Here is a 15,070-nt window from a genome sequence, read left to right as displayed (position 1 = left end):
CCCGAGATCCCGTATAGCCGTTCTGACCAGCGTTCTTGCACACCCGTTCGATGACCGATGCGGCCCCGCAGCCCCGGCGCCTAACGTCGAGCCACCTCGAACGAACGGAGAACACCATGCTTCTGGAGAACAAGACCGCGGTGATCTACGGCGGCGGCGGGACGATCGGCGGCGCCATGGCGCGCGGTTTCGCGGCGGAGGGCGCTCGCGTGTTCCTCGCCGGCCGCACCCCCGCCACGCTCGACGCCGTCGCCGAGGAGATCCGGGGCGCCGGCGGCCTCGCCGAGACGGCCCGCGTGGACGCCCTGGACGAGGACGCCGTCAACGGCTGGGTCGACTCGGTCGTGGAGACGGCCGGCAGCATCGACGTGTCCGTCAACGTCATCTCCCAGGACGCGCTTTTCAAGCCGATGATCGAGATGCCGGCGGCGGAGTTCGGGCAGGCCATGGAGAAGGTCGCCCGCTCGTTCCTGGTGACCACCAAGGCCGCCGCGCGGCACATGGTCAAGCAGGGCTCCGGCGTGATCCTGCACTTCGGCGGCTCCGACCCCACCAACCGCATGCCCGGCATCGGGACGGTGCAGGTCGGCTGCGACATGGTCGAGGCGATGCGCCGCCAGTGGGCGTGCGAGCTCGGGCCGCACTCGGTGCGCGTCCTGTCGATGCGGACCGGCGGCATCCCCGAGGGCTTCCCGGACATCCCCGACATGGAGCCGATCAAGCAGCAGATGATCGACGCCACCCTGCTCAAGCGCGCCGCGACGCTCACCGACGTCGGCCGCGTCGCCGCCTTCCTGGCCTCCGACCACGCCGCCAGCCTGACCTCGACGCAGGTCAACATCTCCGCCGGCGCCCTGGTCGACTGACGGCGGACCTTCTCGGCACCGTCCCGTCCGATCCCGTGCTCTCGCGGACCGGTGGACGGCGCGGCGGGGGCGATGACGCCTCGCCCGCTCCGACGGTCCGCACCCCCGGACCGGGCGAGGCGTCATCCCGGCATGCCGTCCCGGCTCAGCCGCGGCCGCCCGGCTTCGGGACGAAGGCCGAGGCCGTCAGGGCGCCCCAGCCCGTGATCTGCCCCCGCTTCACCGGCAGCAGGCCGGGCTCCCGGTGGTCCTTCACGACCATGGCGCGAAAGCCCAGGTAGGCGTAGGTCTTCGGGTCGATGAAGATCTCACTGCGCAGGTAGCCGTTCTCGACGCGGTAGAGGGTGACCCCGCGGCGACCCCCGAGATCGGCCGCCGTGGGCTCGTAGCGCACACCGGGGATCCTGGCCGCGGCGCCGTACAGCGCCGCCTCGATCTTCGAGGGGAGGACGGCGTCGCGCATGGAGCGGGTGACGAACTCGAACGCCGCGGAGTCGCGCTCCTCGGCGGTCGGGGGCCGCGGCTTCGCCTTCTTCATCAGCGCGTACTTCTCGCGTGTCCGCTTCGGCAGCCCCTCCGGGATCGGCTTGCTCCACTCCGCGAGACGCCGGGCGTACTCTGCGTCGACCGTCTTGTAGATCCGTGCGAGCACGGCGCCGGGGTCGGCCGGCAGGGAGAGCAGTTCGGGATAGGACGGGGTGTACTTCGAGCCTTCGGCGACGCGCAGCTTCCCGTTCTCGAGCACGGCGAACCGCTCGCCGTCCGTCCGGCGCCACAGTTCCTGGGTGCGGGTCTTCGCGGGGGTGCCGAAGAGGGGGCGTCCACCGCCTTCCTGGGTCTCGGCGTAGACCGTCTTCACGTAGGCCCACTGCGCCGGGCCGAGCTTCGGGACGGGCTTGGTCGCCGCGACCAGGGCGGCGTTGCGGGCAAGGTCCTGAGGGCTGCCGACCGGACGCAGAGCGACGGGCTCGGACTCCCGGTCGTCCTGTCCGATGGCGACGACGGCGGCGACCGCCATCGCCCCGGTGAGGGCTCCCGCCGTGAGGAGGCGCCGGCGGGCCCGCCACGGCCGGGCCGGGGAGGCGGGCGCGTCATCGCTGAGGCGGACGCGCAGGCGGGCCTTGGCCATGCGGTCGTACTCGGGCACGTCCGGGCGGCCCTCGCGGAACAGGGTGATCTCGTCGGTGGTCATGTCGCGTTCTCCTGGAGGGGGTGGGCGCCGCCGAACGCGCGGTGGAGCTTCTTGCGGATCCGGTGCAGGCGGGACTTGATCGTGCCGACGGGGACGCCGATGGCCTGGGCCGCCTCGTCGTAGCTCAGGTCGGCCCAGGCGATGAGCAGGAGCAGGTCGCGGTCGGCGGCCGAGAGGCGGGTGAGGGCCGCGGCGAGTTCGGGCCGCAGCCGGCCTGCCGCCACCCTGGCGGTGCTGCGGTCGTCGAAGTTCTCCTCCGGCCGGGCCGGCACCGCGCGGGCCAAGGCCCGGTTCCGGCGGGCCTCCGCCCGGCGGTGCTCGCGCAGGGCGTGCGTGGCGATCCCGTAGAGCCACGGGCGCGCGTCCGGCCGCCCGGGGTCGTACCGCCCGCGCTTGCGGAACGCGGCCAGGAACGTCTCCGCGACGACGTCTTCGGCCATGGCGGGGCCGAGGCGGCGGGCGACGTAGCGGTGGATCTCGTCGCCGTGCCGGTCGAAGATCTCCGCGAAGCGCTCGGGCCGCCGGAGCGACTCCCGCAGGACCGCGGCGTCGGTCACCGGGCCGGGAGGGACGTCCGGCTCCGTCCCGGAAGGCGTGGTCAACATGGGCCACGTCCGCTCATGGGGGTCCTTTCGTTGGCTGTCATCCGGTACTCGACCGGTCGCCGCGAACGGGTTCCCTCTGCATGCGGGGCGGCTCGGATGCGCGTGCGGACCTTCGGTGTCCCTCCTGGGAATCTCGCGGACAGGTGCGGTCAGGCGGCCGGGCCCGGGGCGTCGCCTTGCAGGGTTTCGGCTTGGAGGGCTTTGGCGATGGCGTCCTGCCAGCTCGTCAGGAAGGCGGGGTATTCGTCGGCGAACGCGTGCAGGTGGGCGGCTCCCTCGTCGGAGAGCGCGGTGAGCTCGTAGGTAATGGTCACCTCGCTGTGCCCGTCCGCCTCGTCGAGGACGACGGAGACCGTTCCCGCGCTGGTGCCCGGAGTGACGCGTGCGTAGCGGATGTGCCGTCCCGGCGCCCCTTCGACGACGATCCAGGTGGTCGTGCGGTCGTCGGCACGGGTCTGGAAGACCGTCTCGGGCCTTGCGTCGTCGGTGGCGAGCGCGGGGAAGGACGGCTCCCACCCCGGCACCCAGCGCCGCTCGCCACGTGCGGTGAAGAGGGGGAACGCCTCGGCCGGAGGCAGCGGAACGGTGATGCGGCCGGTGAGGCGGTGCCGGACGCCGCTCATCGCGACTCGTCCAGGGTGTGCGCGTCCGCGGCGGTCAGGGTGAGGCCGTAGACGTCCTTGAGCTGCTCGATCTTGGCGAGCGTGTCCGGCGAGAAGGGGGCCTTGCCCTCGAAGGCGTGCAGGGCGATGCCCTCGACCAGATCGCCGAGGGACAGGTCGAGGTACTCGGCCAGCGCCTTGAGGACCTTGAGCACGCTGCGCTCGATCCGCACGCCGGTCTGCACCCGCTCAACTTTTACCATGTTACCAAGTTACCAGGTTGCCGCCGGGGCTCGCCGGCCGGGGCTCGCCGGAGGGGAATCCCTGAGCAGGGCCGGACGGCAGCGCGAGTGGCCAGGTCGGCACGACCACCCGTACCTTGGACGACCACGTGATCCGCGACGTGGCGGACAGCAGGGGATGGAGCGGTATGTCGGAGCCCTCGGTCACATCTGGCGGTACCGGCGGAGAGCCGCGGACGGGCGGGCCACCGTGGACGGCCCGCAGCCGCAGGACCCGGCTGTGGGTGGCGGCCTTTCTCGTCCTGGGCTTCGCGGTCTCCTACGGGCTCGCACTGCCGGTCCTCAGCGGTCGCTTCTGGCTCGCGATCCCCGGAATGCTCGGACTCGCCGGCGTGGGCCTCGGCGCGCTGCTCGTCCTGCTCCACTGGCCGTTCGCCGGCACCGTGCCCTATGCCACGGACGGCACCGACCGCCGGGGCCCGACGAGGTACTACTACAGGATCCTCATCGGGCGGTTCCTGCTGCTGGTCGTGGCCTGCGGGGCGATGATGGTCCTGCCGCGCGTTGTCAGCGTCCACCATTTCGACCTGTTCTTCGCGATAGGCCCGGCGGCACTGGCGTACGGGACGGTGTTCTGGCTCCCCCAGATCGTCTGCCTGCGCAAGTGCGCCCGCGTGCTGAAGGTCTACGACTTCGAGTTCCGCGCCCCCGTGAAGCGGGTGGGCCTGCCCCGCAAAGGGGCGCTCATCCTGGACTTGGGCACTGAGGGCTCCGCGCACATGTCGGCTCGGGATCCGCTTTTCACCGGCCGGTTGCCCAAGGGGATCGAGCGCGGGGTCTGGTTCGCCGGGGACGAGCCCTTCGGCGGCGTGATCCTCGTCCCGGACACGGGCGAGCTGATGCTCGTGCGGCCCGAGAACTGGACCGCGCTCGACACCGCCCGGCGAAAGGCCGGACCCGAGCGCCGGGAAAGGGCCCGCCGGGCAGGCCTGGCACGCAAGTAGATCTGACCGTGCGCTTGCGACGATTGCCACTATCTTGAACGACTCGTACCTTTCGGAAGCCGAAGGAGGGAGCGGTATGCCGGAGCGATCGGCGGCACCTGGCGGCACCGGCGACTTCGGCGGGGAGCCGCGGACGGAGGGGCGACCGCCGGTGGAAGGCGGCCGCCAGGCGCGGCTGCGGCGGGCGACCTGTCTGACGGCGGGCTTCGCGGTCTCCTACGTGCTCCTTCTGGCGATCCGCAGCGACACCTTCTTCTGGATCGCGATCCCCGGGATGCTCGGGCTCGCCATCGTGGTGCTGCTGGCCCTCCAAACGCTGCTCTACGGACCGTTCGGCGGTGCCGTCCCCCATGCCACGGACGGCACCGACCGCCGGGGCCCGGTGAAGTACCACTACAAGGTCCTGGTCAGGCGCTACCTGCTGGTCATGGCGACGGGCGCCGTGATGCTGGTCGTGCCGGCCGTCGTGGGCATCGGCTACCTCGGCCCGTTCCTCGGCGCCGGGCTGATCGCGCTGCCGATGGGGACGAGGTTCTGGCTCCCCCAGATCCTCTCCATGCGGAAGTGCGCCCGGGTGCTGGAGGTCTACGACTTCGAGTTCCGCGCCCCCGTGCGGAAGGCGAACCTCCGCCCCAAGGGGGTGCGTTCGCTGACGCTTGGCGGGGCCGGCTCCCCGCCCATGTCGGCCCGGGAGCCGCTGCACTCCGACCGGTGGCCCGCGGGGATCGAGCGCGGGGTCTGGTTCGCCGGGGACGAGCCCTTCGGCGGCGTGATCCTCGTCCCGGACACGGGCGAGCTGATGTTCGTGCGCCCCGAGATCTGGGCCGCGCTCGACACCGCCCGGCGGGAGGCCGGACCCGAGCGCCAGGAGCGGGCCCAGCGAGCCGGTCTGGCACGCAAGTCGAGCTGACGCTGCCCCTGGCCGCTCGGGATGTTGCGACGGCTACGGCGTCACGACGAGCTTGCCGCGCGTGTGGCCGCCGCGGCTGGCGTCGAACGCCTCACCGACCTTCTCCAGCGGGAACGTCTCTGCGACCTCCACCGTGAGCGCGCCGCGGTCCGCCATGGCCGCGAGCTCGGCGAGCTTCGCCCCGCTCGGGCGGACCCAGATCCAGTGGCCGCCGTGCTCGTCCACCGTGTTGTCGGCGACCGACACGTGCCGTCCGCCTTCGGCCAGGACGGCGAGGGTCGTGTCGAGCTGGCCCCCCACGAAGTCGGCGACCGCGGACACCCCGGCGGGCGCCAGGTCCCGGACGCGCTCGACCAGACCGTCCCCGTAGGCGACGGGCTCGGCGCCGAGCCCGCGCAGGAAGTCGTGGTTGCGCTCCGAGGCCGTGCCGATGACGCGGGCGCCCCGGTCCCGGGCGATCTGGACGGCCAGGCTCCCCACCCCGCCGGACGCCGCGTGGACCAGCAGGACGTCGCCCGGTCCGACCTCCAGGCGGTCGAGCGAGCGCTGCGCGGTCATGCCGACGAGCGGCAGCCCGCCCGCCTGGTTCCAGTCGAGGGCCGCGGGCTTGCGCGCCACGTCGTCCGCCGCGACAGAGACGTACTGCGCGAACGTCCCGGCGCCGACGACGTCCTTGCGGGCGTAGGACATGACCTCGTCACCCTCGGCGAAGTCCGGTGTGTCGGGGCCCTTCCCCCGGACGACGCCGGCGACGTCCCAACCGGGGATGACGGGGAACATCGCGTCCATCATCCCGTCCAGGCCGCCGGCCATGACCTTCCAGTCCACGGGGTTGACCCCCGCCGCGCGGACCTCGATCAGGACCTGGCCGGGACCGACCTTCGGATCCGGGACGTCCCCGACCCGCAGGCGGGAGTTGTCGCTGGCAAAGGAGTCATAGGTGAGGGCGCGCATTCCCTCAACCTGCCACCCGACCGGCACGGCAAACATGACGCCCGACACGTAGGCGGTTCCCTACGTTTGACAGGTAGGAAATCCCCTACGTATCTTCGGGCGCATGAACATCACGCATGTGCGGCTGCTGACCGTGCCGGTCTCCGACCAGGACGCGGCCAAGGACTTCTACGCGACCAAGCTGGGCTTCGAGGTCGTCGCGGACCGTTCGGCGGGTCCGATGCGCTGGCTCCAGCTGGCGCCCAAGGGCGCGGAGACGAGCGTCGTCCTGGCGGACCACGTGCCCGGCGCCGTCCCCGGCAGCGTCCACGGGCTCATGCTGGAGACGTCCGACCTCGACGCGGACTGCGAGAACCTGCGCGCCGCCGGGGTCGAGGTCGAGGGCCCGCAGGACCTGCCCTGGGGGCGGCAGGCGACGCTGACCGACCCCGACGGCAACGGCATCGTGCTGGCCGCGCGGTGACGGTGGACGTCTTCGCGGCCCTGGCCAGTCCCGTCCGGCGGGAGCTCACAGCGCTCCTGCTGGACGGGCCGCGCCCGGTCAACGACCTCGCGGCGCACTTCTCCATGAGCCGGCCGAGCGTGTCGGAGCACCTCAAGGTGCTGCGCGACGCCGGGCTGGTCAGCGAGCGGCGCAGCGGCCGGCAGCGCCTCTACCGCCTGGAGGCCGCGCCCCTGCGGGAGCTCTCGCAGTGGCTGTCCCCCTACGAGCGGTTCTGGCGGGAGAAGCTCTCCAACCTGCGCGACCTCCTGGACGAGGAGGACCTGTGACCCCCGTCGTCGAGGCGGCCGGGCTGGTCAAGCGGTTCGGGAGCGTCCGGGCCCTCGACGGGCTCGACCTCGTCGCCGAACCGGGACAGGTCGTCGCGCTGCTCGGCCCGAACGGCGCCGGGAAGACGACGTTCGTCCGCTCGGTGGCGACACTCGTCCGGCCCGACGGCGGCACGCTGCGCGTGGACGGCGTCGACGCGGCCCGCGAACCGGGCCGGGTGCGGCGGCTCATCGGCCTCGCCGGCCAGTACGCGGCGGTCGAGGCGGCGATGACGGGACGCGAGAACCTGGAGATGGTCGCCCGCCTGTTCGGCCAGGGCCGCCGGGCCGCCCGCGCGAGCGCGGCCGAGGTGCTCGACCGGCTGTCCCTGGGCGAGGTGGCCGACCGGCTCGTCCGCACCTACTCGGGCGGGACGCGCCGCCGCCTGGACCTCGGCGCCGGCCTGGTCGGCTCGCCCCGGCTCCTGCTGCTGGACGAGCCCACAACCGGCCTCGACCCCCGCGGACGCATCGAGTTGTGGGACGCCATCGGCGATCTGGTGGCGGGCGGGACGAACGTCCTGCTCACCACCCAGTACCTCGACGAGGCCGACCGCCTCGCCGACCGCGTCGTGATCATCGACCGGGGCCGGGTGGCCGCCGAGGGCACGCCCCGGGAGTTGAAGGCGCGGATCGGCGGCGAGCTGGTCGAGGTCCACGTCCGCGACCGCGCCGCGATGGCGACCGCCGCCGGGGCCCTGGAGCCGATCGCCCCCGTCCACACCGACCCGTCGTCCCTCCTGGTGACGATGACCGCCGAGGACGGCCCCGACGACCTCCTGAAGGCCGTCCGAGCCCTGGCATCCCACCACGTGACCATCGAGGACATCACCCTGCGCCGCCCAACCCTCGACGAGGTCTTCCTAGCCCTGACCACCACCCCCGTACGGACCCCGTCATGACCACTCACGCGAGGACCGGTCGAGGCCGTCCCCTCCCGAAGACAGCGCACACCGGGGACCGAACCAGACGGGTCCCCGCCGGAGACCGCTCACCGCGCAGACGGGGCGGGCCGACGCAAGAAGGGAACCCGCAATGACCACCAAGGCCGAACGGCGCGCATACCGGTCGAAGGCCTCTGCCCGGCCGGGGCTTGGAAGCGGCCCGATCGGAGGGACGCCATGGCGGTGACGCGGGCTCCCGGCGGGGTGGGGTTCTGGGCGGCGGCGTGGGTGGTCTCCCAGCGCGGGATCCGGCGGACGCTCCGGACGCCGCAGATCATCGTGATGGGGCTCGTGCAGAGCGTCGCGTTCCTGCTCATCTTCCGGTACGTGTTCGGCGGCGCGATCGGGACGGGCGGCGTCGGATACGTCGACTACATGATCCCGGGGCTGCTGACGGTGAGCGGGCTGTTCGCCGGGATGAGCGCGGCGGTCGCGGTCGCCGAGGACCTCGCGTCCGGCTACGTGGACCGGCTGAGGTCGCTTCCGATGCCGCGCACCGCCGCGCTGGCGGGCCAGGTCGCGGCCGACACGGTGCGGGTCGCGCTGATCCTCACGGTGAGCGCCGCGCTGGCGTTCGCCGTCGGGTTCCGGGTCCACGCCGGCTGGGGGCCCGCGCTCGCCGGGCTCGGCCTGTGCGTCCTGTTCGGGTTCGCGTTCGTGTGGATGTTCGTGGCGCTGGGCCTGCTGACCGCGAACCCGCAGGCCGCGCAGGGCGTGGGGTTCCTCGCGCTCCCCCTGAGCTTCGTGTCCGGCGCCTACGTCCCCGTGGAGACGATGCCCGGATGGCTGCGGGGCTTCGCCGAGCACCAGCCGGTCACCGTCATGATGGACTCCGTGCGAGTGCTCACCCAGGGCGACGCCGCCCTCGCGCACGGGACCGGGTACTACGTGTGGCGGGCCCTGGCTTGGACCACCGCCATAGTCCTGGCATCGGCCACCGTAGCCGTCACCCGCTTCCGCAAGACATGACCTGGCACCAGAGCGGGACGCGGGAGAAGAGGGGGACTTGGTAGTGGGGGTGGCGTGGAGGGGGCGGAGATGAGCGGTGAGCGGGGCTCGATCGAGGTGGACGAGTTCCTGCCGCACGCGCCCGCGAAGGTGTGGCGGGCGCTCACCGAGCCGGATCTGCTGGCCCGCTGGCTGATGCCGAACGACTTCCAGGCCGTCGTCGGGCACCGGTTCACCTTCGCGGCCAAGCCGATCCCGGCGATCGGCTTCGACGGGGAGATCGCGTGTCGCGTCCTCGACGTCCAGGAACTGCGCCTGCTGCGCATCAGCTGGCGCGGCGGCGGCCTCGACACGACGGTGACGTGGCGGCTCGTCCCCGAGGGGCGCGGCACCCGCCTGTTCGTCGAGCACGCGGGCTTCGACCCGGACGACCCCGTCAACGCCTACGCATTCCGCGGCATGGGCAGCGGCTGGCGCACCGGCATCTTCCGCGCCCTGCGCGACATCCTCACCGACCTGCGCTGACCCCGCGCGGATCGGTGAGGAGCGGGAGGTCAGGCGACGGGTTCGAGGGGCGGGTTGTCGGCGAACTGGGTGCGGTAGAGGTCGGCGTAGCGGCCGGACGCGGCGAGGAGCTCCTCGTGGGTGCCGCGTTCGATGATGCGGCCGCTCTCCACCACGAGGATCAGGTCGGCGGCGCGGACGGTGGACAGGCGGTGCGCGATGACCACGGCGGTGCGGCCGTCGAGGGCCTCGGTCAGGGCCTCCTGGACCGCGGCCTCGGACGTGGAGTCGAGGTGGGCGGTGGCCTCGTCCAGGATCACCACGCGCTGCCGGGCGAGCAGGAGGCGGGCGATGGTGAGGCGCTGGCGCTCGCCGCCGGACAGGCGGTAGCCGCGCTCGCCGACGATGGTGTCGAGGCCGTCGGGCAGGCCCTCGATGAGGGCGTCGAGGCGGGCGCGGCGCAGGACGTCCCACAGCTCCTCGTCGGTCGCCTCGGGGCGGGCGAGCAGGAGGTTCTCGCGGATCGACTCGTGGAACAGGTGCCCGTCCTGCGTGACCATGCCGAGCGTGTCGCGGATGGCCTGGAACGACAGGTCGCGGACGTCGACGCCGCCGAGCCGGACGGCGCCGGAGTCGACGTCGTAGAGGCGCGGCAGCAGCTGCGCGATCGTCGACTTGCCCGCGCCGGACGAGCCGACCAGGGCGACCATCTGGCCCGGCTCGGCGCGGAACGAGACGTCGTGCAGGACGTCGACGCCGCCGCGGGTGTCGAGGGTGGCGACCTCTTCGAGGGAGGCCAGGGAGACCTTGTCGGCGGAGGGGTAGGCGAAGGTGACGCCCTCGAACTCGACCGCCACCGGGCCTTCGGGGACGTCGCGCGGCTCGGGCTTCTCAGTGACGAGCGGCTTGAGGTCGAGGACCTCGAAGACCCTCTCGAAGCTCACGAGCGCGCTCATCACCTCGACGCGGGCGCTGGCCAGGGCGGTCAGCGGGGCGTAGAGGCGGGTGAGCAGGAGGGCCAGGGCGACGACGGCGCCGGCGTCGAGGTGGCCGCGCAGGGACAGGAAGCCGCCGACGCCGTAGACGAGCGCGAGGGCGAGCGCGGAGACCATCGTGAGCGCCGTGATGAAGACGTGCTGCACCATCGCGGTGCGGACGCCGATGTCGCGGACGCGGCGGGCCCGGGCGGCGAACTCGTCCGACTCGCGGGCGGGGCGCCCGAACAGCTTCACCAGCGTCGCGCCGGGGGCGGAGAAGCGCTCGGTCATCTGGGTGCTCATCGCGGCGTCGTGCGCCGCGGCCTCGCGTTCGAGCTTCGCCAGGCGGCTGCCCATCCGGCGGGCCGGAAGGACGAAGACGGGCAGCAGGACCAGCGCGAGCAGGGTGATCTGCCAGGAGATGCGCACCATCACGGCGAAGGTGAGCAAGACGGTCACGAGGTTGCTGACCACTCCGGAAAGGGTGTCGCTGAACGCGCGCTGGGCGCCGATCACGTCGTTGTTGAGCCGGCTGACCAGGGCTCCGGTGCGCGTCCGGGTGAAGAAGGCGACCGGCTGGCGCTGGACGTGGTCGAACACGGCGGTGCGCAGGTCGAGGATGAGCCCCTCGCCGATGCGCGCGGACAGCCAGCGGTTGAAGAGCCCGAGGGAGCCCTCGGCGAGCGCCAGCGCGGCGATCAGCACGGCGAGCCACACGACGGTGGACGTCGCCTCATGGTCGACGATCGCGTTGACGACCCAGCCGGCGAGCACCGGCGTCGCCACCGCGATGACCGCCATCACCACGCTGAGCAGCAGGAAGGCCGTGAGCAGCCCCCGGTGCGGGCGGGCGAACCGGCCGATGCGCCGCAGCGTCGCCCGGGAGAACGGCCTGCTGTCCCGTGCGTTCATGGCGTGGTGCAGCGACATCCACGCCGTGACTTCCATGTCCATGGAGACCCCTGTGATCGTTAGCCTGGAACAACGAGCATGCGACCTCAAGAAAGGTTGAGGTCAAGCCGCCGCCGGATCCAAGGATCCCGCGGGGGTACGACATTCCGCGGAGGAAGGGCTGCCTGTGGACATCGACGAGATCCGGTCCGACACCCCCGGCTGCGCGAAGGTCGCTCATCTCAACAACGCCGGGGCCGCGCTGCCGCCGCGCCCCGTCATCGACGCGGTCGCAGGGCACTTCGAACTGGAGTCGCTGATCGGCGGGTACGAGGCGGCCGAACGCAACGAGGCCCTCATCGCGCGCTTCTACGACGCCGTCGCGAGGCTCCTGGGGGCCCGCCGCGAGGAGATCGCCTTCGTGGAGAACGCCACCCGGGCCTGGGACATGGCGTTCTACGCGATCCCCTTCGCGGAGGGCGACCGCATTCTGACGACGACGAGCGAGTACTCCAGCAACACGATCGCCTACCAACAGGTGGCAACAGCCAAGGGCGCGCGCGTGGAAGTCGTCCCGGACGACGCCGACGGCACCCTCTCGCTGGACGCGCTGGAGGCCGAACTGGCCAAGGGCGACGTCCGCCTGGTGTCGCTGAACCACATCCCCACGCAGAACGGGCTCGTCAACCCGGCCGCCGAAGTGGGACGGCTCTGCCGCGAGCACGGCGTCCTCTACCTCTTGGACGCGTGCCAGTCGGTGGGGCAGCTGTCCGTGGACGTCAACGAGATCGGTTGCGACCTCATGTCGGGCACCGGGCGCAAGTTCCTGCGCGGCCCGCGCGGCACGGGGTTCCTCTACGTCCGGCGGGAGATCCTGCGGACGCTCGTCCCGCCGTTCCTGGACCTTCAGGCCGCCGAATGGAAGGCGCCGGACGGGTTCGAGATGCGCGACGACGCGCTGCGGTTCGAGACGTGGGAACGGCACGTCGCCGGGCAGATCGGGCTGGGCGTCGCCGCCGACTACGCGGCCGGCCTGGGGACGGCGGCGATCGAGGAGCGCGTCCTCGGCCTCGCCGCCCGGCTCAGGGAGGAACTGGCCGCCCGCCCCGGCGTCACCGTCCTGGACAAGGGCGCCCGCCCGTCCGGCATCGTCACGTTCACCGTGGACGGCCAGGACCCGGCGGCCGTCAAGGCGGAGGCGAGAGAGAGCGGCGTCAACATCAACGTCACCCACCCGCTCTCACACGGATTCGACCCGCACGTCCGTCCAGCGGCCGTGCGGGCCTCCGTGCACTACTACAACACTGACGAGGAACTGGACCGGCTCCTGTCCGTGCTGCCTTGACTAAGGCCGCCCTCGGGGGCCGGGTTGGGGCCCCAAGGGGCGTCTTAGGGCGGGCAGGTCATGTGTTGGAGCGCGCCGCGCTGATGTCGGCGAGCGCCGACGCCGAGTCTTTCTCGATCGCCAGGTCGCCGATGGACACGATGCCCACCGGACGGCCGTCCTCCATGACGGGGAGCCGCCGCACGGACCGCTCCCTCATGATCTGCGCGGCCTTGTCGAGGGAGTCGTCGGGTCCGACGGTCGCGGTCACCTTGCTGGCGATCTCGCCGATCCTCGCCCGGGCGGGGTCGCCGCCCGCGGCGAGCCCGCGCACCACCAGGTCGCGGTCGGTGACGACGCCCTTCAGGTCGTCGCCCTCGGCCACCAGGACCGCCCCGATCTCCTCGTCGCGCATCGCACGCGCCACGGTCACGAGGTCGAGTTCCGGCGACACCGACGTCGGCGAGCCGGTCATGATGTCGCGGACTTTCGTGGCCATCGCTCACACACTCCTTGCTCGTGGGTCGTAGCCGGGATCGATGCGGCCCCTACCCGGCAGACGTGGCCTCACTCATCGCGTCCGGAACGGGGCGAGCACCCGCCGCGCCTCCGGGACGGCCACCACGAGCCGGTTCGGGTCGGAAGGCGCGGGACGGACCGGGATCGTGCGCAGGTCGACCCCGTCGCTCTCGTCGAACCCGCGTGCGAGGGTCCGCAGCGCCCCTGCGTCCAGCTTCGGATCGCTGCCGACCGAACGGGCGGCGACGGCGAGGAAGCGCGCGAACCGCACCGGGTCCCGCGACATCATCTCCCTGGCCCGCCGCGCCATCGAGGCGAGGAACTGCTGCTGGCGTGTGACGCGGTGCAGATCGGAACCGCTCCCGAGGCCGTGCCGCATCCGGACGTAGGCCAGCGCCTGCGTGCCCCCCACCCAGTGCCTGCCCCGGGTCAGCTTCAGCCCGGACCTCTGGTCGTCGACCGACGCCGGCAGCGTGATCTCGACCCCGCCGAGCGCGTCCACCATCCCCTTGAATCCCCTGAAGTCGATGGTCACGGTCTGGTCGATCCGGACGGCGGTCAGCGACTCCACCGTCTTCCGCGCGCAGGCCGCGCCGCCAAGGGTGAACGCCGTGTTGATCGTCCCCCCTTGCGCGAGGGTCCGGCCGCACGCGAGGCGCTCCACGGGGACGTCCCGTGGGATGCTCACCACCTGCGACTTCTTCCGGTCCGCGGGGATGTGCACGAGCATGATGGTGTCCGAGCGCGGCGGGCCGCCGTAGCCCGCGTCCAGCCCGAGGACGAGCACGTTCAGGGTCCCGGGCGCCGCGGGCGCGGTCGACTTCGTTGCGGCGGGTCTCGCGTCGCGCCCGTGCAGCACCTCGGCCGGGACGAGGATCGCGGCCGCCGTCACCGCCGCGACCAGGCCGAACAGCGTCCACCGCACAGCGCCCGTCCGCCGCGCCATGCCGGTCCAAGGCGTGAGGCCGGTCCACCACGTCATGCCGCGGCGCCTGCGGCGGTCTCCGTCCAGCAGCCGGTTCCGCTGCCGGGCGAGGGACGGCGGGGGCTCGTGCTCCAGGTCGCGGCCGAGGTCGCGGAGCAGTTCCAGGTCGTCCACGGTCACGCCTCCTCGCGCGTCGGGTCGGTGTCGCCGAGCGCCGCGCGGACCTTGCGCCGCGCCCGGTTGAGGCGGGAGCGGACCGTGCCGACCGGGATGCCGAGCGCCCGCGCCGCCTCCTCGTAGGACAGGTCGCCCCAGGCCACCAGCAGCAGGACGTCCAGATCGCGGCGTGCGAGGCCGGACAGCGCCGCCGCCAGCGCGGGACGCGTCGCCGACGCGGTCACCCCCGCGGCCACGCGGTCGTCGGGCCCCTCCACCGGGCCGTCCACCGGACTCCGCCGCAGTGCCCGGTAGCGGGCGGCCTCCGCCCGGTGGTGCCGCGCGACCAGCTTGGTCGCGATGCCGAACAGCCACGGCCGCGCGTCCCGCTGCTCCAGGTCGTAGCGGTGCCGCTTGCTGAACGCGACCAGGAAGGTCTCCCCGACGACGTCCTCAGCGGACTCGGGGCCGAGCCTGCGGGAGACGTACCGGTAGATCATCGCCGAGTAGCGGTCGAACAGCGCGGCGAACGCCTCGGGATCGGCGAGCGAACTCTCGATGAGAGCGGCGTCGCACTCCCGAGCCGTCGGGGGAACGGTCATCGCGACCACCATGGCATGCGCACCGGGCCTTCCCGTGCGGGGACGTTGTCAGCGGTGTATCTCCGCAACCCGCCCCACGGGTTCACGCCGGGGGG

The 15,070-nt window shown here is 72.5% G+C and carries 18 protein-coding genes; 9 read left to right on the top strand and 9 right to left on the bottom strand.

The window, feature by feature from the left end; translation table 11 throughout:
• Positions 1 to 116 precede the first annotated feature (116 nt).
• Positions 117 to 866 (top strand): SDR family NAD(P)-dependent oxidoreductase, encoded by a 750-nt coding sequence (locus FKD65_RS31440; RefSeq protein WP_141581638.1) that lies wholly within the window; start codon positions 117 to 119, stop codon positions 864 to 866.
• A 145-nt stretch (positions 867 to 1,011) separates the two neighbouring features.
• Here FKD65_RS31440 and FKD65_RS31435 read toward each other — a convergent pair whose 3' ends face one another.
• The 4 genes from FKD65_RS31435 to FKD65_RS31420 all read right to left on the bottom strand — a co-directional run bounded on the left by FKD65_RS31435 (position 1,012) and on the right by FKD65_RS31420 (position 3,528).
• The gene (locus FKD65_RS31435; RefSeq protein WP_141581636.1) at positions 1,012 to 2,058 is read right to left on the bottom strand and encodes a CU044_5270 family protein; all 1,047 of its coding nucleotides are present in this window, start codon (positions 2,056 to 2,058) and stop codon (positions 1,012 to 1,014) included.
• The gene (locus FKD65_RS31430) at positions 2,055 to 2,663 is read right to left on the bottom strand and encodes an RNA polymerase sigma factor (RefSeq protein WP_141581634.1); all 609 of its coding nucleotides are present in this window, start codon (positions 2,661 to 2,663) and stop codon (positions 2,055 to 2,057) included. The genes FKD65_RS31435 and FKD65_RS31430 overlap by 4 nt, the downstream gene beginning before the upstream one ends.
• A gap of 149 nt (positions 2,664 to 2,812) precedes the next feature.
• The gene (locus tag FKD65_RS31425) at positions 2,813 to 3,286 is read right to left on the bottom strand and encodes an SRPBCC family protein (RefSeq protein WP_141581632.1); all 474 of its coding nucleotides are present in this window, start codon (positions 3,284 to 3,286) and stop codon (positions 2,813 to 2,815) included.
• A complete protein-coding gene (locus FKD65_RS31420; protein WP_141581630.1) occupies positions 3,283 to 3,528 on the bottom strand; it encodes a hypothetical protein in 246 nt (81 codons plus the stop codon). The genes FKD65_RS31425 and FKD65_RS31420 overlap by 4 nt, the downstream gene beginning before the upstream one ends.
• Positions 3,529 to 3,695: 167 nt before the next feature.
• On the opposite strand from FKD65_RS31420, the gene FKD65_RS31415 reads away from it, so the two are divergent.
• Both FKD65_RS31415 and FKD65_RS31410 read left to right on the top strand, forming a co-directional pair.
• Entirely contained in the window at positions 3,696 to 4,511 is an 816-nt protein-coding gene (locus FKD65_RS31415) for a hypothetical protein (RefSeq protein WP_141581628.1), read from the top strand.
• A gap of 76 nt (positions 4,512 to 4,587) precedes the next feature.
• Positions 4,588 to 5,421 (top strand): hypothetical protein, encoded by an 834-nt coding sequence (locus tag FKD65_RS31410; protein ID WP_141581626.1) that lies wholly within the window; start codon positions 4,588 to 4,590, stop codon positions 5,419 to 5,421.
• Between the two features lie 33 nt (positions 5,422 to 5,454).
• Here the strand turns inward: FKD65_RS31410 and FKD65_RS31405 are convergent, their stop codons facing one another.
• Positions 5,455 to 6,375, bottom strand: coding sequence for an NADP-dependent oxidoreductase (locus FKD65_RS31405; RefSeq protein ID WP_141581623.1), 921 nt, complete (start codon positions 6,373 to 6,375; stop codon positions 5,455 to 5,457).
• 103 nt (positions 6,376 to 6,478) lie between these two features.
• On the opposite strand from FKD65_RS31405, the gene FKD65_RS31400 reads away from it, so the two are divergent.
• From FKD65_RS31400 to FKD65_RS31380, 5 genes are all read left to right on the top strand, one after another.
• Positions 6,479 to 6,838 carry a VOC family protein gene (locus FKD65_RS31400; RefSeq protein ID WP_141581621.1) on the top strand — a complete coding sequence of 120 codons (360 nt, stop codon included), beginning with the start codon at positions 6,479 to 6,481 and terminating at the stop codon, positions 6,836 to 6,838.
• The gene (locus FKD65_RS31395; RefSeq protein ID WP_141581619.1) at positions 6,835 to 7,146 is read left to right on the top strand and encodes a helix-turn-helix transcriptional regulator; all 312 of its coding nucleotides are present in this window, start codon (positions 6,835 to 6,837) and stop codon (positions 7,144 to 7,146) included. Before FKD65_RS31400 ends, FKD65_RS31395 begins: the two co-directional genes overlap by 4 nt.
• On the top strand, positions 7,143 to 8,087 hold the full coding sequence (locus FKD65_RS31390; protein ID WP_141581617.1) for an ATP-binding cassette domain-containing protein: 945 nt from the start codon (positions 7,143 to 7,145) through the stop codon (positions 8,085 to 8,087). Before FKD65_RS31395 ends, FKD65_RS31390 begins: the two co-directional genes overlap by 4 nt.
• A 219-nt stretch (positions 8,088 to 8,306) precedes the next feature.
• The gene (locus FKD65_RS31385) at positions 8,307 to 9,098 is read left to right on the top strand and encodes an ABC transporter permease (RefSeq protein ID WP_141581615.1); all 792 of its coding nucleotides are present in this window, start codon (positions 8,307 to 8,309) and stop codon (positions 9,096 to 9,098) included.
• Between the two features lie 69 nt (positions 9,099 to 9,167).
• On the top strand, positions 9,168 to 9,602 hold the full coding sequence (locus FKD65_RS31380; protein WP_141581613.1) for an SRPBCC domain-containing protein: 435 nt from the start codon (positions 9,168 to 9,170) through the stop codon (positions 9,600 to 9,602).
• 29 nt (positions 9,603 to 9,631) lie between these two features.
• Here the strand turns inward: FKD65_RS31380 and FKD65_RS31375 are convergent, their stop codons facing one another.
• On the bottom strand, positions 9,632 to 11,512 hold the full coding sequence (locus tag FKD65_RS31375; protein WP_141581611.1) for an ABC transporter ATP-binding protein: 1,881 nt from the start codon (positions 11,510 to 11,512) through the stop codon (positions 9,632 to 9,634).
• 124 nt (positions 11,513 to 11,636) lie between these two features.
• Here FKD65_RS31375 and FKD65_RS31370 point away from each other — a divergent pair, with 124 nt between their 5' ends.
• Positions 11,637 to 12,794 (top strand): aminotransferase class V-fold PLP-dependent enzyme, encoded by a 1,158-nt coding sequence (locus FKD65_RS31370; RefSeq protein ID WP_368367146.1) that lies wholly within the window; start codon positions 11,637 to 11,639, stop codon positions 12,792 to 12,794.
• A gap of 58 nt (positions 12,795 to 12,852) precedes the next feature.
• Here the strand turns inward: FKD65_RS31370 and FKD65_RS31365 are convergent, their stop codons facing one another.
• The 3 genes from FKD65_RS31365 to FKD65_RS31355 form a co-directional block, all read right to left on the bottom strand.
• Positions 12,853 to 13,272, bottom strand: a complete 420-nt coding sequence (locus tag FKD65_RS31365) for a CBS domain-containing protein (protein WP_141581606.1) — start codon at positions 13,270 to 13,272, stop codon at positions 12,853 to 12,855.
• 72 nt (positions 13,273 to 13,344) lie between these two features.
• On the bottom strand, positions 13,345 to 14,397 hold the full coding sequence (locus FKD65_RS31360; RefSeq protein ID WP_141581604.1) for an LCP family protein: 1,053 nt from the start codon (positions 14,395 to 14,397) through the stop codon (positions 13,345 to 13,347).
• On the bottom strand, positions 14,394 to 14,975 hold the full coding sequence (locus FKD65_RS31355) for an RNA polymerase sigma factor (RefSeq protein WP_141581602.1): 582 nt from the start codon (positions 14,973 to 14,975) through the stop codon (positions 14,394 to 14,396). The genes FKD65_RS31360 and FKD65_RS31355 overlap by 4 nt, the downstream gene beginning before the upstream one ends.
• Between the last annotated feature and the right edge of the window lie 95 nt (positions 14,976 to 15,070).

The sequence above is a fragment of the Actinomadura sp. WMMA1423 genome (assembly GCF_006547145.1).
GTDB lineage: Bacteria > Actinomycetota > Actinomycetes > Streptosporangiales > Streptosporangiaceae > Spirillospora.
Note: the sequence above shows the minus strand (reverse complement) of the source record. Positions and strands in the feature narration are given on the sequence as shown.